This window comes from Collinsella sp. An7 (assembly GCF_002159335.1).
Taxonomy (GTDB): domain Bacteria; phylum Actinomycetota; class Coriobacteriia; order Coriobacteriales; family Coriobacteriaceae; genus Coprousia.
In genome coordinates this window covers 458,648-479,169 of the sequence record NZ_NFHP01000001.1, presented here as the reverse complement: position 1 = coordinate 479,169, position 20,522 = coordinate 458,648, and the positions used below count along the sequence as shown (strand labels likewise).

Sequence of the window (20,522 nt, the reverse complement as noted above, 5' to 3'; positions counted from 1 at the left end):
CGGACCCCCCCCCCCCGGAGAGGATCTCCCATGACCGATGCCACCCTTTCGCGCCGCAGCCTGCTTGCGGCATCCGCCCTTATCGGCGCCTCTGCGCTCCTCACGGGCTGCGATGCGCCGGAATCGGCCGGCTCCGCTCCGGCGGATAACCTCGCCGAAGCGGATGGCGCCGCGGGTGGCGTCGCTTCGGAGAACCTCCCCGCGAGCACCGACGCGCCCGCGGCGACGGAACGGGAGCCCGAGCCCCGGAGCGCTGCGGAGCGCATCCTTGGGACCATGACGCGCGAGCAGAAGGTCGCGCAGCTCTTTCTCGTTACCCCCGAGGGTCTCACCGGCGTCGCTACCGCCACCATCGCCGGCCCCATGACCGCCGAGGCGCTCGGGCGCATCCCCGTGGGCGGCCTCATCTACTTTGCCAAGAACCTCGTCGGCGCCCAACAGGTTCGCGACCTGTTGAGCGGGACAGGGGCCCTTGCGCGGCGAGCCGGCGCCGGCGTGCCTCCCTTCCTGGGCATCGACGAGGAGGGTGGCGCACTCGTGGCCCGCATCGCCAAGTCGGGGCTCTTCGATGTGCCGACGTTTCCCAACATGGCCGAGATCGGCGCGACGGGCGACCCGGCGCGCGCGGCTGAAGTCGGAACCGCCATCGGCGGCTACCTCCGCGAGATCGGCTTCAACCTCGACTTCGCTCCCGACGCCGACGTGCTCACCAACCCGTCCAACACGGCCATCGGGGTCCGCGCCTTCGGGTCGGACCCCGAGCTCGTGGCCGCGATGGTGGCGGCGGAGGTCGCGGCCATGCTCGAGACGGGCACCCTTCCCTGCGCGAAGCACTTCCCGGGCCACGGCGACACCGCAGGCGACTCGCACACCGGGGCCGTGCGAACCGAACGCTCGCGGGCCGATATCGAATCCTGCGAGTTCGCCCCATTCCGAGCCGCCATCGAGGCCGGTTGCCCCCTCGTCATGGTCGGCCATATCCAAACGCCAAACTTTGCCGGAGACGGCCTGCCCGCCTCGCTCTCCCCCACCATGATGACCGACGTGCTTCGGGGCGAGCTCGGATTCGACGGCGTCATTATCTCGGACTCGTTCGGTATGGGCGCGATCACGCAGAACTTTGCCCCCGCCGATGCGGCGACGCGTTTCTTCCAGGCGGGCGGCGACATGCTCCTCATGCCCCAAGACCTCTCGGCCGCCTACCAGGGCGTGCTCGACGCCGTGACCTCGGGCGCGCTCTCCGAGGAGCGTGTCGACGAGAGCGTCCTCCGTATCCTCGAGGCAAAGGAGCGGGCGGGGATCCTCCCCGCGTAACCCCCGCGCAAACGGCTGCGCCGCACCGGCAGATTACCGTGGCGCGAGATGCAGGGCACCTCAAAGGAACCGCGCCTGCATCCCTCAACGACGGGCCGTGTCCGCGAGCGCCCCGATCCGCTCCGGGCGCACCGACGCACGGCGGGCGCACGGCCGTACCCGGCGTCCCCCTCAACTGGCAGCTTGATGGCGCGCCGCGTTACGCCGTCTCGTCCGCAAGGCGGCGCAACTCGGCAATCTCGCGCGCGTAGCCATCGAGGTCGTTGGGCGTCTCGAGGATGAATGGCAAGTCCCGCAGGGCGGGATGCGTCACCACGGCACGGAATACATCCCAGCCGCCGCCCAGCTCCTCGCTCCCCAGATAGCCCTCGCCGAGGCATGCATGTCGGTCCTTGTGCGCACCGCAGGGGTTCTTGGAGTCGTTGGTGTGCATGGCGCGCAACCGGTCGAGCCCCACCACGCGGTCGAACTCGGCCAGGACCCCATCGAGGTCGTGGACCACGTCGTAGCCCCCATCGCTCACGTGGCACGTGTCCATGCAGACACCGAGGATGCCGCTGAGCTCGGGGCGCGCGTGCTCGACGCGCTCGATGATGCGCGCAAGCTCCTCAAACGTACGGCCGACCTCGGTCCCCTTGCCCGCCATGGTCTCGAGCAGCACATGCGTACGCTGCCCCGGGAAGAGCACCTGGCAGAGCGCATCGGCAATGAGCTCGATACCACGGTCGGCTCCTTGGCCCACGTGCGCACCGGGATGGAAGTTGTAGTTGTTGCCCGGCAGCGACTCCAGACGCTCAAGATCCTCGCGCATCGCCTCGAGCGCAAAGGTGCGGGCGTTCTCTTTTGCCGAGCACGGGTTGTAAGTGTAGGGCGCATGCGCCACGAGCGGGCCAAAGGCGTTCTCATCCATAATGCGCTGCAGCTCCGCCACGTCCGCGGGGTCGAGCTCCTTGGCGTTTCCGCCACGCGGGTTGCGCGTAAAGAAGGCGAAGGTGTTAGCCCCGATGGAAAGCGCGGTGCGCCCCATCGCCGCATAGCCCTTGGTGGTCGAAAGATGGCACCCTACCGTAAGCACAGGCCCTCGCCTCCCCGCGGATCTTTCCGCGTTTCTTGCGTTTTTGGACGACGGTTTTCCACCGCGCCCCCAAATCTAACCAAAATCTAACACGGCAGCTCAAAGGGGGTGCAGCTAAATCCCGCGCCCACGCAGCCTCCGCAAACGGTCTCTTTGAGCCGGTGAACGGTTAAAGGCGAGCGGTTTTACGAGTTTTCCACAGCGCCCCGGCACCCAGCTCGCCCCGATGTTCCGCGCGACGAAACCGTGCCGCGACGATGCCGTGAGACACGACGCTGCGGGCGTCATCCGAAGCCCTCTGCCAGCGCCGCAGAGCTCGGTGCAATTACGTTCTGCCGCCCTTTTACGCGTCGCGCCGGGCAAGCAACTTGAGCACCGCGCCCACCGGGCCGGGCGTGAGCCGGTGGCGCACATCGTCCAAGCGGTCGGGAATCGCGATGTGCTGCGGGCAATGGCGCTGGCAGGCACCGCACCTCACGCAGTTGGTCGCGAGCTTGGGATGCCCGCTCCGAATGGCCGACGCCGTAAAGTACTGTGCCACTCCCGTAAACCACCCGTGGGCAAACGACGCGTTGTACGCCGCAAAGCATCCCGGAATGTTGATGCCCTGTGGACACGGCATGCAGTAGTTGCAACCAGTGCACGGCACGCGATTCGCCGCCTCAAAGATAGCCCGGACCTGCCCGATCACCTCATGCTGAGCCGCGCTCAGCGCGCCGGGAAGCGCCGCCGAGGCGATGCGCGCGTTCTGCGCAACCTGCTCGGGCGAGGTCATGCCCGAGAGCAGCATCGTGACCTCGGGGTGATCCCACACCCACGCAAGACCCCACGCAGCCGACGTATCGAGCGGCGCTGCCGGCGTGGAAGCGCCGGCAGCTCGCTCATCCGCCGTGCGTGCAAAAGCTGACGCGGCAACCTCAGCCTCGTCACGGGGAATTCGCGCCGCCGCACCGATCACGCCGTCGGGCGAAATCTCCGCCGGGGTGCAATCCCCCGAGGTGCCATTCGCCCGGGCGCCACCATCGAGCACGCCGAGGCCTTCCCCCGCCGCGCGCTCGAACACCCGTCGCGCAGCCGGTGGCAGCTTGCCCGCCAGCCGCCCACCCAAGAGCGGCTCCATCACAAACACGGCCAATCCGCGCGCCGCGGCGGCCTTGAGCCCCGCCGTGCCCGCCTGGTAGCGCTCGCCCGCATAGTTGTACTGAATCTGGCAGAAATCCCAATCGAAGGCATCGAGCAGCACGGGAAAATCCCCCGCGCTCCCGTGGTACGAGAATCCGATGCTCCCGATGCGCCCCGCCGCCTTTTGGCGCGCGATCCAACCCTCGATACCAAGACTCTGCAGCCGCTCCCACTGCGCCGGGCTCGTAACGTTGTGGATGAGGTAATAGTCAATGCGCTCGGTCCTAAGGCGGCGCAGCTGCTCGTCAAAGAAGCGGTCGAAGTCCTCCGGGCGCTTACACGAGCCGTGTGGCAGTTTGGTGGCGAGCAGCACTCGGTCGCGCAGGCCGAGCCGCTCGAGCGCCGTGCCCACGCAGCTCTCGTTGCCCGGGTACAGATAGGCGGTGTCGAGGTAGTTGATGCCCTCCTCAACTGCCCGTGCGATGATGGCCTCGGCGGTACGGGGATCGGGATGCCCCGGCACCGCACCAGGGAAGCGCATGCACCCGAGCCCCAGTGCGGAGATGCGGGTGCCAGTTGCGGGATCGACGCGATATTGCATGGTGCTCCTCAGCCACAAAATCGTTTTGTGCAGTGTAGCGCGGCCAAGGCAGCCCGTACAAGCCGGCACGGCGGTGCCGCAGACCGAGCCCTTGCCATGCGCTTACCATCCGCTTGCCGTGCGCTGGCAAGGCAGCCATACGCTAGAAAGGCTAACAAACGGAGGGAGCACCATGAGCATTACCGCAATCGCGCTCGCCCTAGGGGGCGTCGCCACACTGCTGGCCTCGGACTGGGTGCACGCCCTCGAGCGCGAGGCGGAGCAGCGCCTTCTCGATGCCGAGGAAGCTGTCGAGAGCCCCGACCTCGTGCGCATGTAGCCGACGCGCCTACGCCGGGCTGGGTAGCGATGTCTGACGCGCGCCGCCGGGCTCGCCGCCCGCCCCGCATCGGCGACCGCGGTGCCCGTCCACCCGTCGATATCGGCTGCACGCCGGCGACTGCGCCACCCAGCCCGTGCCGGCGGTCGCAACGTCAGCTCGGCACCCCCATCCACGCCGCCGATCACGGCGGTCGGCCAACGTTGAAAACTGTCCATCCCGCGGCCGCCGGCCACGGCGGTCGACGCACGCCGCACACCGCGCCCCCATCGAGCGCGCCCGCCGCTACCGCCCGCGCGCAAGCCCACGGCGGCCAGCGCATCGAGCCCGAAATGCCACGCATCCCCAAAAGCATCGACCGTCAACCCCAAGCGCTGGCCACCAATCTCAAACACCGCCCGCCACCCCCAAAATGCCATTCACTCGCCTAAGCGGTGTTTTGGGTTCCAGAATGCGGTTTAGGTGAGTGGACGACGAAACCAAAATGCGTAACGCTCGTCAAAACGACGTTTTGCCCTCGCGCGAGCAACCGCTGTGCCCGCGGCCTACTTGCATGGCGCCCGCGGCCAACTTACGTACCTGGCACGCCCCACGGCAAGTCCGCGCACCACCATCCCTGCAGCACGCTCGCATCGCACCCGTGCCCCACCTACGCACCGTCGCAGCCACACCTCACTTGCGTATAATGACGAGCGCACAACGCAACGAAAGGTTCCCCGTGAAGGTCACCATCTACACCGACGGCTCGGCGCGCGGCAACCCCGGCAACGGGGGCTACGGCGCCGTCCTCTCCTACACCAACCGCAAGGGCGAGACGTTCACCCGCGAGCTCTCGGGCGGCTACCGGCGCACCACCAACAACCGCATGGAGCTCATGGCGGTCATCGTGGCGCTCGAGACCCTCAACCGCCCCTGCACGGTCGAGCTCCATTCCGACTCGCAATACGTGGTCAACGCCTTTAACCAGCATTGGGTCGAGGGGTGGATTCGCCGCGGCTGGAAGACCGCCGGCAAGAAGCCCGTCAAGAACGTCGACCTCTGGAAGCGCCTCCTCGCCGCCAAAGAGCCGCATAGCGTGCGTTTTATCTGGGTGAAGGGCCATGCCGGCCACGAGCTTAACGAACGGTGCGACGAGCTCGCCACGCAGGCGGCAGATTCGGGTAGACTGAGCGAAGATACCGGGTTCACCGCGGGAGACGCCGAGTAGACCCGCCCGTCAAGCCGTCCACAGGCAACAGCCCTGGCCGCGCGGGCTGCAGGCCACAGCCCCGTCCCCCGAGCACGGAGCGGCCCAACCGCCCGCGCCAACCGCCCCGCCGCGTGCAACCCGGAGCATCCCACCGTCTTGAGGAGGCACCATGCTCCGCATCGCAACCGTCGGCACCAGCATGATCACGAGCGATTTCATCGAGGTCGTCAACGCCAGCGAGCGCACCGCCTTTGTGGGCACGCTCTCGCGCGACGCCGAGCGCGCCCGCACCTTTACCGCGGAGCGTGGCGGCACGCTTCCCTTTACCAGCCTCGACGAGCTCGCCGCCTCGCCCGAGGTGGACGCCGTCTACCTCGGCAGCCCCAACGGTCTCCACGCGGCCCAAGCACTCGCCTGCATCGCCGGCGGCAAGCACGTGCTTGTAGAAAAGCCCCTCGGCGCCAACGAGCGCGAGGCGCAAGCGGTCTTTGACGCGGCCGAGCAAGCGGGCGTGGTGGTTCTCGAGGCCATGCGCCCTCTCCACGACCCCGCCTTCCACGCCGTGCGCACCGCACTCTCCGAGCTTGGGCGCATCCGCCGTGCCAACCTGCACTTTGGCAAGTACTCCTCGCGCTACGACGAGATCCGCGCGGGCCGGCGCACCAACATCTTTGACTGCGAGCTCGCCTCGGGCGCGCTCATGGATATGGGCGTCTACAGCGTCGAGGCGCTCATCGGCCTCTTTGGCGAGCCCGACGCGACTATCTCGTGCCCCGTCCTCCTCGACGAGGCGACGCGCCCGCTCACGCACGGCGCACTCGACGGAGCGGGCACCATCCTCGCAAGCTATCCCGGCATGCTTGCGGCGCTCCACTACTCCAAGATCACCAACGACAACCTCCCCTCGCAGGTCGAAGGCGAGGAGGCCACGCTCACCTTTGGCGGGCTTTCCGTTCCCACGTGGGCTCGGATAGAGTTCCGCGGGCAGGTGGGGCGCGGCGCCGCCAAGGCCGTCCGCGTGGCGGAGGGCGCCGCGACCCGCGAGCTCGAGCTGCCCTACGTCGAGAACACCATGGCCTACGAGCTCGACGATTTTGTGGCGGCTATCGAGGCAGTGCAAGCAGGCGCGGCGGTTACCGAGGCACCGGCAGGCCCGTACGGTACGGTAGGATACTTCCGCGACGTAACGCTCGCGAGCCTGCGGCTCATGGACCGCGTGCGCCGCGAGGCCGGTATCGTCTTCCCCGCAGACGGCGAGACGGCAACCGCGTAACACGCTCGGCAAAGCAGCGTGAAACCGCTCGCCGCTCCTTCGCTGCCCCTCGCCGCATAACGCACCACCTCGACACGCCGCAACAGACACGAAAGGCTTGCATCATGGGATTTTGGGACCGACTCCGCACCTCGCCACTCGTCACCAGCTCACGCGCTGACGACGCCGATAACCCCGCCCTCCAGCGGAGCCCGCTCGAGCAGGACCTCATCAAGCGCCTGCAGGCCGAGCTCCCCACCCAGGCGGCACCCGGCACCGCCGAAACGCCAGCCGACTCGCCCGCCGGTGAGGCGACACCCGCACCCGCACCGTCGTCCACCGCACCCACGCAGCACCGCTTCTACCTGCGCTTTACCGGTCGCGTACAGGGCGTGGGCTTTCGCTACACCAACATGACCATCGCCGACAAGCTTGGGCTCACCGGCTGGGTCGAGAACCTCGACGACGGCTCCGTCGATATGCAGATCCAGGGCACCGCCGCCGGCATCATCCGCCATCTCGACACGCTCCACACCACCTACCAGCGCATGCGCTGCCGCATCTGGCTCGAAGAGCTCCGCGAGATCCGCTGCACGGACGATGACGGCTTCCGCATGGCAAACTAGCGCGAACAAAAATCGGACCGCCCCACGGTCTCCGTAACTAAAAAGCCGCCCGGACGCCAGGGTTTCCCAGGCGTCCGGGCGGCTCGCGTCTTCTTTGGCCGGGAGCGCTGCCGCTACTCCACGACCTCGACGAGCTCGATGTCAAAGTTGAGGTCCTTGCCCGCGAGCTCGTGATTGGCGTCGAGCATCACGCCCTCGGCGTTGACGTCGGTCACCGTCACCGGTACGGGCTGACCGCCGGGGCCGGACAGAAAGAGCCGGTCGCCCACGTTGATCTGCTCGATGTTGGGCACCTGGGCCGCCGGGAAGTGCAGCACGAGGTCCTCGCGGCGTTCGCCATAGGCATCCGCCGCCGGGATGTGGACGGTCTTCTTCTCGCCCACCGCCATGTCGACAACCGCCGCATCAAAGCCGGCGATCATCTGATGCGCCCCGCAGGTGAACTCGATGGGCTCGCCGCGATCATAGGAGCTGTCAAACTGCGTTCCGTCATCGAGCGTGCCACGGTAGTGGGCGCGGACCTTCTTGCCTTGGTTAGACATGGGCAATTCCCCTTTCTGGCGAGGGCGAGTGGACGGCAACGTGCGTTCCGGCATCATCCCCAAATGGCTCCCGCTACTATACCCGAGTAAGGGTTCGGTTAGGTGCGGCGCAGGGAATCCCTTACAATTGGGCGTTCCAACAGGTCGGGGCCCGCGATACCCCGGCGGCGACCTCGGGAAGGGAGGACGGGGATGGCACCGCGTCGCACACGCAGACAGGCAACGCACGCAACCGAGACGTTCGCGCTCCCCCTCCCCGACGGTGCCGGAACCGTTGAGGTCGCCGTGACGCGCAAGCGGGTGAAGAATCTGAACCTTCGTGTTGGCCGCGGCGGCCGGGTAAGCATGAGCGCGCCGCTCGGCACGCCCGACGTCACCATCCGCGCCTTTCTTGAGCGGCGCGCAAGGTGGATCGCCGCGCACGTAGCTCGCCAGCGGGAGCGGGCCCACGGGAGCGCGTCCCCCGCCGCCGAGGAACTGCGGGCGACCGTTCCGCTTTGGGGCAAGCTCATCGACACCAGCAAGGCCCTAGCTGCAGCCGACCTTCTTCCGCCGGCGCGGCTGCCGCGAGCCCGCACCTTCGGCAGCTTCACTGCTCAGCACGCGGCCGAAACTCGGGCGGGAGAACCCTCGAGCGGCACGAACACCCCACTTGCAGGCTACTCCACCGAGGAGCTCGAGCGGCTCATCCAAGAACTCTATCGGCACGAGGTCGAACGGGTGCTCCCCGAGGTTACAGCGCAGGCCGAGCAGCGCATGGGCGTAAGCGCCAAGAGCTGGCAGGTACGCCGCATGACGAGCCGCTGGGGTTCCTGCACGCCCGCGCGCCAGACCATCCGCATCAGCAGCGCGCTCGCCGCGTACCCACCCGCCTGCCTCGAGATGGTCGTCGTTCACGAACTCGTGCATCTCTTGGAGCCAAGCCATAACGCGCGCTTTCACGCGCTTCTCGACCGCTTCTGCCCCGACAATCGCGCGCTCGGCAAGCTCCTTCGACAGCCACCGCGCGCGGTGGCCAACCCCGTCCCAGAATGGATCACCGGGTGCGCTCGATCTCGACCGCTACGCTCCCGAGCGGCAGACCGATCGGCGCCCACGGCTTCTCAATCTTGAGGCGCACCGCGATGAGTGCCGGATAGTCGCGCAGCAAGCGCGTCGCCGTGCCCTCCGCTGCAGCCTCGATGAGCTTAAAGGTGTGCCGGCGCAGATACTCGTCGATGGTATGGCAGACCGCACCGTAATCAATCGACGCGGCGAGGTCGTCGGACTCTCCGGCGTCGCGCAGGTTGGCGTAGAGCGTCGCCGAGACCACGAACTTCTGCCCTAGCTCATTCTCTGCGGGATAGACTCCGTGGTTGGCAAAGACCTCGAGCCCCGAGATGATGATCTTGTCCGCCCGCTCAAACGGCACCGTCTCGCGCTGCGCAAGCTCGCGGCGCGCAATGGGCAGTCCCGCCTTTGCAGCGTGCGCGAGGGTCGTCTCCTCGCCCCTCGACGTATCCTCCGGTAGATGATGTCCCGTTGTAGACTCAGCCATGATGGCTCCTTCCTTTGCGGGTCGCCCGCGGCGCCCGCGCCTCGCTTGTCCGGAGTTTTCTATACCCTAAACCACGCGGAAAACGCCCCGCACGCGCGCTGTGCGGTGCGAGGGGCCCCGTCGGCGCCCCGCGGTACCGCCTCTGGCCCCGTTTTGCGCCCCCAAAGAAAACTCGATCCCTGATGTGAGTGTATCTTTTGGAATCCCTCAGTAGACCCCGTTTTTCGGCGGGTTTCCGTCATCGTTTTCGCAGGAAAACGCTTTAGCATGCTGGAGTGTACTTGGACAGGTCCAAAAGATACACTCACATCGGGGGTCGAGTTTTTTCAGCAGCCCCACTCGGCCCGCCAAAACATCAAAACGGCGGTTCAAAACGACCAGGCAATGCAAAACCGCGATGCCACCCAGGAGGGGGGCAGCACCTGCCCCGTATCCGCAGATGGCAGGTTGCGGAAAAGGCCGCTACACGCTGACGCCGAGATTCTTCTTCGCATCACTCCACGAGCAGGCCCGACGTACCTCGGTAGGACAGGCAAAGCACGGACGCGAAGCCTTGTCTGCCTGATAGAGAAGGCGCGCCAGGGGCTTAGCATCCGCGTCAAAACGCCGGTGAGCCCAGATGGCCTGCACGATGGCCTCGCGCTCCGCGGCCGAGAACGCCACGTCGCCCGAAAGGCTCCGCAAGATGCCATCTGCAAGGCGCGCTCCCACCTCTTCGTGCGGCGCGCCCATGGTGTACTGCACCGGCTTGCCCACATCGTGCAGCAAGGCCGTCGCATAGACCACCTCGCGGTCAAGGCCGAGACCCTTCTCGAGGTTGCCAATCCACATGATGCGCGCCACATCGAGGAGATGCCGCAGCTGGTGCCGGCAGAAGGGACGGTCGCGCTCGAGCTCCTCGAGCCAGCGGTAGGAGGTTTGATAAGCAGGGTGCAGCCAGACGGCATCGACCCGCGGCATCGAAGGAAGCCCCCACTTGTGCTCAGCGCCTGTCCTGCAACCCGTCATGAGCGACTCCCCTCTCTTTGGGAAACACCGATCGAAGCATTCCGTACCCCGGAGCGCCGTGACAAACGCCTCAGGACTCAGGCTGCGTCGACGCAGCCCCACTGCGCCTTTCTCACCTTCGCCCCGATCCGCCTCGCCACGGCACTCCGGGGCGCGAAAGCCTTCAATCGGTGCTTCCCCGGTCCCGGCAGCAACGGCCGGGACCTTCCCTACATGCTATGCGTGGAATAAACCTCCTCATCGCGCCAGGGCACCACAGCCTCGGCAAGGCTCACGCCCTGCTCGGCCGCCGCGGCCCGCGTGGCGTTAAGGTCGATTAACCGCTGGTTGGACGACCCATGAAAACGCAGGCTGATGTCATAGAGCTCCTGCACCCAGGGCCCGTCAACCAGGATGTCGATGGTGTTGAGCAGCCGGTCGGTCACCTCGGTGTGATGGTGCGCGCCGGGCATGAGCTCATCGAGCGTGTCGCCCGTAAAGCACCAGATCGTCTTGGCAGGACTGCCGTTGGCGCCCTCTCCGCGCGGGAACCGCTCGCGCACGCGCTCGAGAAAGTCAACCAAACCGCGCTGGTTCTCGGGCTCCATGGGCTCGCCGCCAAGCACGGTGAGACCGTCGCAGAAGGGGTGATCGAGGCTCTCGATAATCTTGTCCTCAACCTCGGGGGTAAAGGGCTCGCCCGCCTGGAAGCTCCAGGCACCGGAGTTAAAGCATCCCGGGCAGCCACGCCGGCAGCCGCTCACAAAAAGCGAGGTGCGCACGCCCTCTCCGTTGGCGATATCGGAATATTTGATCTCTGCGTAGTTCACGCTGCTACCTCCCCGTGGCGCCGCTGCGGAAAGCAGCGCTCGTGATCTGCCCTGAACTCCCGTACGCGGTCGATGCGCCCCTCGTCATCGAAGTGGATGAGTGAGCACCCGTCAAACACGTAGGCCTCCTGCTCTGCGGCGGCAAAGGTCCACGTAACGGTCACGCTCCGTCCGTCGGCGGCGGGAACAACGTCATGGATATCCCACGCCGTCACGCGCTGCACCTCGAGCATATGCGCGATCCAGCGATGGAGCTCCTCGGCCCCTTCATAAATGGGCCCATAGCACTCCTCATACCGGCACCGAGGCGAAAAGAGCTCATCAAAGCGGGAGAAGTCGCGCGCGACCCACATGCGGAAGTAGTCGGCAATCGCCCGAACCTGATCCTCAGCAACCATCGCGCTCCTCCCCACCAGTTCAGCCCAAAGACCCAGCCTCTTCGCTCAGAGAATGCTTCGACCAGTAGCCCTCGCGCCCCAAAGTACAAGCCCCGCCGGCAGAGACCGCCACAGCAACGCCCCCCGTACGCTCCAAAGTGCGAGCTCTGTCGGCAGGGGCCGCTACAGCAACGTCCCCAACGCGCTCGTTCCCTAAATAATCCGGACCAGCGACGACCCGCAGCAACCAAGTCTCCGCAGGCCCCGGACGCGGAATCTCCCCGAAGGGAGTTTTCCGCGGGCGCTCAAGCGCGGAGTGCGAGAACGCCGAGGACCACGACCGAAGGGAATGTCCCGGGCGCCGGGCCGGACCGAGCCGACCAGGCAGATGCCCGGCCGGCCCGCTCGCCCGCAAACTACAGATGCAGCACGCGGTCGCGAATCTCCTCAGTACGCCCCTGGTTCCAGAACTGCGTGCCGATGTAGCCGCACGTACGACGAGCGACGTTCAGCTTCTCCTGGTCGCGGTTGCCGCAATTGGGGCACTCCCACACGAGCTTGCCGTCGTCCTCCACGATCTTGATCTCGCCGTCGTAGCCGCACACCTGGCAGTAGTCGCTCTTGGTGTTGAGCTCGGCGTACATGATGTTCTCGTAGATGTACTGCATGACGCGGATGACGGCCTTGAGGTTGTCCTGCATGTTGGGCACCTCCACGTAGGAGATGGCGCCACCGGGGCTGAGCGCCTGGAACTCGCTCTCAAACTTGAGCTTGTCAAAGGCGTCGATCTTCTCGGACACGTGGACGTGGTAGCTGTTGGTGATGTAGCCCTTGTCCGTCACGCCCGGGATGATTCCAAAGCGGCGCTGCAGGCACTTGGCGAACTTGTAGGTCGTGGACTCCAGCGGCGTGCCGTAGATGGAGTAGTCGATGTCCTCGGCCGTCTTCCACTCGGTGCACTTGTCGTTCATGTGCTGCATGACCTCGAGTGCAAAGGGCGTGCCCTTCTCGTCGGTGTGGCTGGCGCCCGTCATGTACTTCACGCACTCGTAGAGGCCGGCGTAGCCCAGGCTGATCGTGGAGTACCCGCCATAGAGCAGCTTGTCGATGGTCTCGCCCTGATCGAGGCGGGCGAGCGCGCCGTACTGCCAGAGAATCGGCGCGGCGTCGGAGAGCGTCCCCTTGAGACGCTCGTGACGGCAGCGCAGCGCCTTGTGGCAAAGCTCCAGGCGCTCGTCAAAGATCTCCCAGAACTTATCGAAGTCCCCACCCGAGGAGAGTGCCACGTCGGGGAGGTTGATGGTCACCACGCCCTGGTTGAAGCGCCCGTAGTACTTAGGCTTGCCCGGCTCGTAGTTCTTGGCGCGCGCCACGTTATCGTAGCCGTTGCCGGAGCGGTCGGGTGTGAGGAAGCTGCGGCAGCCCATGCAGGTGTAGACGTCACCCTCGCCCGGCTTCTCGCCCGCCGACAGCTTGAGCTCGCGCATCTTCTTGGCCGAGATGTAGTCGGGCACCATGCGCTTGGCGGTGCACTTTGCCGCGAGCTGCGTGAGGTAGAAGTAGGGGCTCCCCTCGTAGACGTTGTCCTCGTCGAGCACGTAGATGAGCTTGGGGAATGCGGGGGTGATCCACACGCCCTGCTCGTTCTTGACGCCCTCGTAGCGCTGACGGAGCGTCTCCTCGATGATCATCGCAAGGTCGCGCTTCTCGGCCTCGTTGCGGGCCTCGCCGAGGTACATGAACACGGTCACGAACGGCGCCTGGCCGTTGGTGGTCATAAGCGTCACAACCTGGTACTGGATGGTCTGCACGCCACGGCGGATCTCGTCGCGTAGACGGTCCTCCACCACGCTCGCGACCTTCTCCTCGGGCGCGTCCACGCCGAGCTCGGCGAGCTCCGCCGCCACCTGACCGCGAATCTTCTGGCGGCTCACCTCTACAAACGGGGCGAGGTGCGCCAGCGAGATGGACTGCCCGCCGTACTGGCAGCTGGCCACCTGGGCGATGATCTGCGTGGCGATGTTGCAGGCGGTCGAGAAGCTGTGCGGGCGCTCGATGAGCGTGCCCGAGATAACGGTGCCGTTCTGCAGCATGTCCTCGAGGTTAACGAGGTCGCAGTTGTGCATGTGCTGGGCAAAGTAGTCGGAGTCGTGGAAGTGGATGAGTCCCTCGTTGTGCGCCTCCACCACGTCGGCCGGCAGCAGCACGCGCTGGGTGAGGTCCTTGGAGACCTCGCCAGCCATGTAGTCGCGCTGCACCGAGTTGACGGTGGGGTTCTTGTTGGAGTTCTCCTGCTTGACCTCCTCGTTGTTGCACTCGATGAGCGCGAGAATCTTGTCGTCGGTGGTGTTCTTGGTGCGCTTCAGGCTCTGCACGTAGCGGTAGATGATGTACTTGCGCGCGACCTCGAACTTGTCGAGCTTCATGAGCTCGTCCTCGACGAGGTCCTGCACCTCCTCGACCGAGACGGTGTGGCCGGCGTTCTCGCACGCCTCGGCAACGTTCTGCGCAGCGTAGACCACCTGGCGCTCGGTCAGGCGGTCGGATTCCTTGACCTCGCCGTTGGCGGCACGGATCGCATTCTCGATCTTGGTGATGTCAAAAACGGCCTCGCTGCCACTGCGCTTGATGATCTTCATGTGTTCCTCGAACTTTCGCTCTCGCGGTGAATCGACGTGTGGGCGATGCGGGCAAAGACGACTCCAGCCGTCGGCGCCAGCGCGACGCGATATCCATCTTACGGCACGAGACTCCCCCATATACTGAGGATTTTTTCTAACGTATCACTACATATTGTGTTTCTGCAGGTGGGGATGAATGATTTAGATGCGCGCACATTCAACGCCCGCTTTAGGGGGTTGGAGGGGTGGCGGAGTGTCAGCGCGCTCACCTGCGGGGGAGCCGCTGGGGCCCGAACAGGTCATGGAGACGGCTCCACAGTTTTGGGCCGCTCGGCCATCGGCAAATGGCGAAAAAATCCTCTTGACCAAGATGTTGTGGCCGGGGGTGCCGTGCGAGAGGCGGGACCGAGCGGCGGGCGGCACGGCGAGGTGGACGGCACGACGGGACAGGGCGGGCGACGGACGGCACGATGCCGCGAGCGGACAGCGGGCGTAGGTTACTGGTCCCCGCCGGCAGACGGCACGCGCCGATCAAGTCACCCCGCGCCCACCTCGCCGCGCCGGCGCTCCTCCGCCACCAGCGCCACCACGGTGCGCCGCCGCAGCGCCACATACCCCAGGGGCACCACCAGCACGACGAGGCTCGCGCCGATGAGCACCCGTTGCACGCCAAAGACCTCGGCAAGCCCCGGCGCCGCAAAGAGCGGCAAGGCGCCCGCGCCGCTAAAGCCCGCGTTCATGACCGAGTTAACGCGGCCGAGCACCTCGAGCGGCGCATGCATCTGCACGAGCGTGTTCTGCAGCGGCGTCACCATACCAAAGGCGCAGCCCAGAAGCATCTGCCCCGCAAACGCGCACACCACCTCAGGCGTGCCCACGTAGAGCAGGCAGCCCACACCCTGCAGGGCGATGAGCAGGATGAGCGTGAGCACGTTGACGTAGCGGCGGGGCACGCGCAGCGCCAAGAGCGCGCCCGCGACGCTGCCCACGCCCGCCGCGCTGGAGAGCCAGCCCATCCAGGAGATGTCGACATGGAGCACATCGCGATAGAAGAGCGACTCCAGGGGATCGAAGGCGCCGTAACCCGCATAGGCAAGCACGCCCACGCCCAACAGCAGCGCGAGCGAGGGCGCGGCGAACACGGTGCGGACGGAATCGGCAGAGGTGGGTCGGGAGCCGGGGGCCGCTTGCCCTTCGGCGCCCGCCGCGTCCGGTGTCAGGGCGCGCAGGCGCACGTGGGCGGCGCGTATGCGGAGCACCCGCTCGACGAGCAGTGCCGCCGGCACGAAAGCCGCCACGGCAAACACCGCCGCCGCAAGGAAGACGCGCTGAGCCGGCAGCACCGTCGCTATGGCACCGCCCACGGCGGGCCCCACCACCACCGCCGCGTTGGACACCACCGAAAGCAGCGCGTTCACCCGTTTGAGGGCGTCGGCGTCATCGGTGAGGTAGGCGGGATACGCGGAGAGGTACATGAACCCCATGCCCGTCGCAAACCCAAAAGCCATGCTTGTGATAAGCACGTTGGCAACGGTCAGCGGCACAACCTGAAACACGAGGCTCGTCACGACGGCGGCAACGATGGCCACAGCGGAGTGCACGCGCGGGCCGTACACGTCGAGCAGCGTGCCGCCCGCCGTGTTGCCCAAGATGATGAACAGGTTGAAGAAGCCCACCGCACCGGCGAGCACCCACGTGGAGGCGCCCACCTCGTAGGTGAGCGTCCCGATGATGCCGATAAAGTAGGCGGCTTGCACGCCCAGATAGAGCAGAAAGCGCGTCGCCACGAGAAGCAGCGTCCCCCGCGGCAAGCTCTGGTCGCGGTCCGGCACCGGTCCTCCCCTCCCGTGCGCAACCTGTGGCCCTGCGGCCGACCATACGGGCACCATGGTAGCGGGGCCACCCGGATGCAGCAACGGCAGGGCCGCCGGCGTGGTCAGCGCGGTGGCGACCAGTCAGACGCCCCGCGCCGCACAGCCCGCGGCCAAGCCTACTTTGCGTCCGCCCAGGTGGCGCCCACCGACGCCTCGGCCACGAGCGGCACCGAGAGCGTGACCACGCCCTCCATCTCGGCGCGGACCATCGCCACAAGCCGGTCGACCTCGGCCTCCGGGCACTCAAAGTCGAGCTCGTCGTGCACCTGCAAGATCATCCGCGCGCCAAAGCCCTCGTCGGCCAAGCGGCGCGCCACGCGCGTCATAGCGATCTTGATGATGTCGGCCGCCGTGCCCTGCATGGGGTGGTTCATCGCCGTGCGCTCGCCAAAGGCGCGCTGCGCGGGCACCCGCATCTTGAGCTCGGGGATGGGCCGCCGCCTGCCAAAGAGCGTCTCGGCGTACCCCGTGCGCTTGGCCTCGGCAACGGTCTCGTCGAGGAAGCGCCGCACACCGGGATACGCCTCAAAGTAGCGGTCGATCATCTGGCGCGCCTCGGCCATGGGGATGTCGAGCGACTGCGACAGCCCGAATGCCTGCTGGCCGTACACGATACCGAAGTTGACGGCCTTGGCGCGGCTGCGCAGCGCGGGCGTGACCTCCTCCACCGGCACGCCGAAGACGCGTGCCGCGGTCTCGGCGTGGAAGTCCTCGCCCTCGTTGAAGGCCGCGATGAGATGCTCGTCGCCCGAGAGGTGCGCGAGCAGCCTGAGCTCGATCTGCGAGTAGTCCACCGCCACGAAGACGCTGCCCGGCGCCACCGTGAAGGCCGTCTTGACGGTGTGGCCGAGCTCGGAACGGGTGGGGATGTTCTGCAGGTTGGGGTTGGACGACGACAGGCGCCCCGTCGCCGTGATGGTCTGGTTGTAGGTGGTGTGCACGCGCCCGTCCTCGCGGCGGAGCGACCCGAGCGTGTCGAGGTAGGTGCTCTTGATCTTGGTCTTCTCGCGGTACTCGAGGATGAGCCGCACGAACTCGTTGTCGCGCGCGAGCTCCTCCAGCACGCGGGCGTTGGTGGAGTAGTAGCCGCTCCGCGTCTTCTTGAGGCCGCGGGTGGGCAGGCCCATCACGTCAAAGAGGATGTGGCTGAGCTGCATGGGGCTGGCGATGTTGAAGGTCTCGTCGCCGGCGAGCTCGCGGATGCGCCGGGCGAGCTCGGCGATCTCTGCCCCCAGTCCTTCGCCCAGCTCGGCGAGCCGGTCGGGGTCGACGTACATGCCCGTGCGCTCCATGGCGGCAAGCACCGGCACGAGCGGCATCTCAATCTGCGCAAAGACGCTCTCCGCGCCCTCGGCCTCGAGCGCGGCGGTAAGCGGCTCCACGACAGCGCGGGCCACGGCCGCCGAGCGCGCCGCGGCGGGCAGCGCGTCGGCCGGAGCGCCCTCCTCGCCCGCTGCGGGCGGAAGCGTCGCGTGCAGGTAGGTGTCGGCCAGGTAGGCGTCGTCAAAGCTCGAGCGTACCGAGTCGAGCAGGTAGGCGGCCACCACGGTGTCAAACAGTCGCTCTGGGTCGGCTGAGAGCAGGTCTACGAGCTCCGGCTCCGACGAGTCGATGGGCGAAAGCTCGTGCAGCAGTGTCTTGACGTCCGGCGCGGCGAGGCGCCCCACGGCCACCAGACGCGCGAGCACCCCCGTGATGAGCCCGTGCGAGAGGTCAAAGCCAGCCGTCGCTCCCCCGTCGGCACCCAGGACAACCTCCGTGCCGCCAAACGCCCCGTCGGCCTCCTCGAGCGCCACCAGGGCGCTGCCGGTTGCCAGCCAAAGCGTATGCGTGAGCCCAAAGAGCGCATCGGGCTGCTTGTCGCTCTCGAGCGCCACGCCGACCCACTCCCCCGCATCGATCGCACGGGCGAGCTCAGCCAGCGCACGCTCCACGGCGGGCGCGTCGCCGGCTACCGCACGGATGATCTCCGCCGGCAGCTCGAGCACCGCCGGAACAGCCGCGGCCGCGGCCTCGCCGTCGATAAGCGCCAAAAAGCGGTTCTGCATCGCCATGATCCCCAGGTCGCCCAGAGCGTCAGCCACCGCCGCCGCATCAAAGGCCGGGAAGGACGTGTGCTCAAAATCGAGCTCGACCGGGGCGTTGGTCTGGATGGTCGCCACACGGCGCGAGAGCAGCGCGTCGTCGATGTGCGCGCGCAGGTTCTCGCCCATCTTGCCCTTGACCTCGTCGGCGTGCGCGATGACCTCGTCGAGCGAGCCGTACTGCGCGATGAGCGCGCTCGCCTTCTTGGGGCCGATGCCCGGCACGCCGGGGATGTTGTCGGACGAGTCGCCCTTAAGACCGTAGAAATCGGGCACGAGCGCGGGCGTGATGCCGTGGTAGAGGTCCTCGACCGACTCGGGCGTCATGATGGCAACGTCGGAGAGGCCCTTCTTGGTGCCCACGATCTTGACGTGCTCGGTAGAGAGCTGGTACATATCGCGGTCGCCCGTGATGAGGTACATGTCGCAGCCGGCCGCCTCGCCATCGCGCGCGAGCGTGCCCAGGATGTCGTCGCCCTCCCAGCCCTCGGCTTCCAAGATGGGCACCGAGAGCCGCTCGAGCAGCTGCTTGATCATGGGGAACTGCTGGCGCAGATCCGGATCCATGGGCGGACGCTGCGCCTTGTACTGCGGGAGCATCTCCATGCGCACGCGGGGCTTGCCCTTGTCAAAGGCCACGGCAACGCCGTCCGGATGGAAGGCGTCAATCATCTTGAGAAACATGTTGAGAAAGCCAAAGACGGCGTTGGTGGGGCGGCCGTCGGGCGCGTTCATGGTGGGCGGCACCGCGTGGAAGGCGCGATGCATAAGCGAGTTGCCGTCGATGACGGCAAAGGTGCGGCGGGTCTCGGACGCGGCGGAATCTGACATGAGGTGTCCTCTCTGTAGCGTTTGCACCAGTCTACCCCATCGCACGGACGCACATCGAAACGCTGGGGCGGTGGGGCTCGCGGCGGCGCCCCCAGTGGAGTCGCAGCAGTCCCCATCGACCGCCGCGCCTGCACCCGCCGGAACCGCAGCCGTCCCCGCCGGCCGGGCGCGCTACCATAGGGGCACCGAGAGAAAGGATCCGCCATGGCACTCCCCACCGAGACCGTACGCGCATCGTGGGCAACAACCGCCGCGACCGTCATCACCAAGCTCAAGCGCCGCAACATCGAGGGCTTCTGGGCACCCACGAGCACGGAAGCCGTCGAGCTCGTCCAGTCGTGGATGCGCGAGGGGGACTCCGTTACCTGGGGCGGCAGCGAGACGTTTAAAGAAACGGGTATGAAAGCCGCCCTCGAGGCCACCGGTTGTTACCGCATGCTCGACCGTGGCAGCGCCACCACCGCGTCCGAGCAGCGCGAGATGTGGCGCGACCGCACCTCGGCCGACTGGTTCTTCATGAGCGCCAACGCCCTCACCACCGAGGGCGAGCTCGTGAACATCGACGGCAACTCCGACCGGCTGTCGCTCCTCCTCCACGGGCCCGAGCACGTGGTAGTGCTCGCGGGCATGAACAAGCTCGTGGCCGACGTTGACGCGGGCATCAAGCGCATCCGCACCACGGTCTGCCCGCTCAACGCGACGCGCCTCAAGACCAACACCCCCTGCGAGCTCACCGGCACCTGCAACGAGTGCCACGCGCCCTCGTGCATGTGCTGCAACATCGTGGTCACGCGCCACAGCCGCCACGACGGGCGCATCCGCGTGGTCCTCATCGGCGAGGAGCTCGGGTACTAGAACATCGGCCCGACATCGAGGCTGAGGCGCCTCGCTCGATTGACGATCTGCAGCAGTTCTCGGGGTGAGCCCTCCATTCTGCTGCAGCTCGTCAATCGGCGACCCGTTTCGGATCGTTACTTTGACGATCTGCGCAGCAATCGTGGGGGCACGGCAGACCACCGCAAGTTGTCAAACGGGAGGCCGAATCACCTCGTCCGATTGACGATCTGCAGAGGTTCTCGTGGTGCGTTCACCGTTCTGCTGCAGCTCGTCAACCAACGACCTGTTTTAGAACGCTACTTTGACCATCTGCGGCAGTACCGCAAGCGGAGCAACACGAGAGCCGCAAACGGTCACCTAAGACCGTCGGTTCGGCCACTTATATGACGATCTGCGGCAACCGCGAGGGCCAACCTCCTCCGTTGCCGCAGATCGTCGCCTACGCAACGGACGGGAGCGCCGCCTCATCACCCCGCCCCATCGCCCATGTCAAAGCCTTTTGAC

Annotated in this window: 17 protein-coding genes; 7 read left to right on the top strand and 10 right to left on the bottom strand. The window is 66.6% G+C overall.

All coding sequences use genetic code 11. The features are described 5' to 3' along the window. Nucleotides 1-30: 30 nt before the first annotated feature. A complete protein-coding gene (locus tag B5G20_RS02155; protein WP_087354560.1) occupies nucleotides 31-1,314 on the top strand; it encodes a glycoside hydrolase family 3 protein in 1,284 nt (427 codons plus the stop codon). Between the two features lie 199 nt (nucleotides 1,315-1,513). Here B5G20_RS02155 and B5G20_RS02150 read toward each other — a convergent pair whose 3' ends face one another. Together B5G20_RS02150 and B5G20_RS02145 are read right to left on the bottom strand one after the other, a co-directional pair. Then, a complete protein-coding gene (locus B5G20_RS02150; protein ID WP_087354558.1) occupies nucleotides 1,514-2,389 on the bottom strand; it encodes a deoxyribonuclease IV in 876 nt (291 codons plus the stop codon). A 343-nt stretch (nucleotides 2,390-2,732) separates the two neighbouring features. Then, on the bottom strand, nucleotides 2,733-4,112 hold the full coding sequence (locus B5G20_RS02145; RefSeq protein WP_087354556.1) for an aldo/keto reductase: 1,380 nt from the start codon (nucleotides 4,110-4,112) through the stop codon (nucleotides 2,733-2,735). Between the two features lie 172 nt (nucleotides 4,113-4,284). On the opposite strand from B5G20_RS02145, the gene B5G20_RS10270 reads away from it, so the two are divergent. From B5G20_RS10270 to B5G20_RS02130, 4 genes are all read left to right on the top strand, one after another. After that, nucleotides 4,285-4,431, top strand: coding sequence for a hypothetical protein (locus B5G20_RS10270; RefSeq protein ID WP_158094366.1), 147 nt, complete (start codon nucleotides 4,285-4,287; stop codon nucleotides 4,429-4,431). Nucleotides 4,432-5,116: 685 nt separating this feature from the next. After that, entirely contained in the window at nucleotides 5,117-5,638 is a 522-nt protein-coding gene (rnhA, locus tag B5G20_RS02140) for a ribonuclease HI (RefSeq protein WP_087354554.1), read from the top strand. A gap of 151 nt (nucleotides 5,639-5,789) precedes the next feature. Further along, a complete protein-coding gene (locus B5G20_RS02135; RefSeq protein ID WP_087354552.1) occupies nucleotides 5,790-6,893 on the top strand; it encodes a Gfo/Idh/MocA family oxidoreductase in 1,104 nt (367 codons plus the stop codon). A gap of 104 nt (nucleotides 6,894-6,997) precedes the next feature. Further along, nucleotides 6,998-7,498, top strand: a complete 501-nt coding sequence (locus B5G20_RS02130; RefSeq protein WP_087354550.1) for an acylphosphatase — start codon at nucleotides 6,998-7,000, stop codon at nucleotides 7,496-7,498. A gap of 113 nt (nucleotides 7,499-7,611) precedes the next feature. Here B5G20_RS02130 and B5G20_RS02125 read toward each other — a convergent pair whose 3' ends face one another. Further along, nucleotides 7,612-8,040, bottom strand: coding sequence for a peptidylprolyl isomerase (locus B5G20_RS02125; protein ID WP_087354548.1), 429 nt, complete (start codon nucleotides 8,038-8,040; stop codon nucleotides 7,612-7,614). 192 nt (nucleotides 8,041-8,232) lie between these two features. Here B5G20_RS02125 and B5G20_RS02120 point away from each other — a divergent pair, with 192 nt between their 5' ends. Beyond that, complete coding sequence (locus B5G20_RS02120) at nucleotides 8,233-9,153, top strand: SprT family zinc-dependent metalloprotease (RefSeq protein ID WP_087354546.1); 921 nt, start codon at nucleotides 8,233-8,235, stop codon at nucleotides 9,151-9,153. Here B5G20_RS02120 and folB read toward each other — a convergent pair. The 7 genes from folB to polA all read right to left on the bottom strand — a co-directional run bounded on the left by folB (nucleotide 9,077) and on the right by polA (nucleotide 19,181). After that, nucleotides 9,077-9,577, bottom strand: a complete 501-nt coding sequence (folB, locus tag B5G20_RS02115) for a dihydroneopterin aldolase (RefSeq protein WP_087354544.1) — start codon at nucleotides 9,575-9,577, stop codon at nucleotides 9,077-9,079. The two genes, B5G20_RS02120 and folB, sit on opposite strands and share 77 nt — an antisense overlap. Nucleotides 9,578-10,039: 462 nt before the next feature. Next, a complete protein-coding gene (locus B5G20_RS02110) occupies nucleotides 10,040-10,585 on the bottom strand; it encodes an HD domain-containing protein (RefSeq protein ID WP_204207616.1) in 546 nt (181 codons plus the stop codon). A 209-nt stretch (nucleotides 10,586-10,794) separates the two neighbouring features. Continuing rightward, the gene (nrdG, locus tag B5G20_RS02105) at nucleotides 10,795-11,394 is read right to left on the bottom strand and encodes an anaerobic ribonucleoside-triphosphate reductase activating protein (protein WP_087354540.1); all 600 of its coding nucleotides are present in this window, start codon (nucleotides 11,392-11,394) and stop codon (nucleotides 10,795-10,797) included. Continuing rightward, nucleotides 11,391-11,792, bottom strand: coding sequence for a nuclear transport factor 2 family protein (locus B5G20_RS02100; RefSeq protein WP_087354538.1), 402 nt, complete (start codon nucleotides 11,790-11,792; stop codon nucleotides 11,391-11,393). Before B5G20_RS02100 ends, nrdG begins: the two co-directional genes overlap by 4 nt. A 395-nt stretch (nucleotides 11,793-12,187) precedes the next feature. Beyond that, a complete protein-coding gene (gene nrdD, locus B5G20_RS02095; RefSeq protein WP_087354536.1) occupies nucleotides 12,188-14,410 on the bottom strand; it encodes an anaerobic ribonucleoside-triphosphate reductase in 2,223 nt (740 codons plus the stop codon). A gap of 518 nt (nucleotides 14,411-14,928) precedes the next feature. Then, on the bottom strand, nucleotides 14,929-16,224 hold the full coding sequence (locus B5G20_RS10265; RefSeq protein WP_158094365.1) for an MFS transporter: 1,296 nt from the start codon (nucleotides 16,222-16,224) through the stop codon (nucleotides 14,929-14,931). 158 nt (nucleotides 16,225-16,382) lie between these two features. Continuing rightward, entirely contained in the window at nucleotides 16,383-19,181 is a 2,799-nt protein-coding gene (gene polA / locus B5G20_RS02085) for a DNA polymerase I (RefSeq protein ID WP_087354532.1), read from the bottom strand. Nucleotides 19,182-19,385: 204 nt separating this feature from the next. On the opposite strand from polA, the gene B5G20_RS02080 reads away from it, so the two are divergent. Further along, a complete protein-coding gene (locus B5G20_RS02080) occupies nucleotides 19,386-20,036 on the top strand; it encodes a lactate utilization protein (RefSeq protein ID WP_087354530.1) in 651 nt (216 codons plus the stop codon). Nucleotides 20,037-20,522 lie beyond the last annotated feature (486 nt).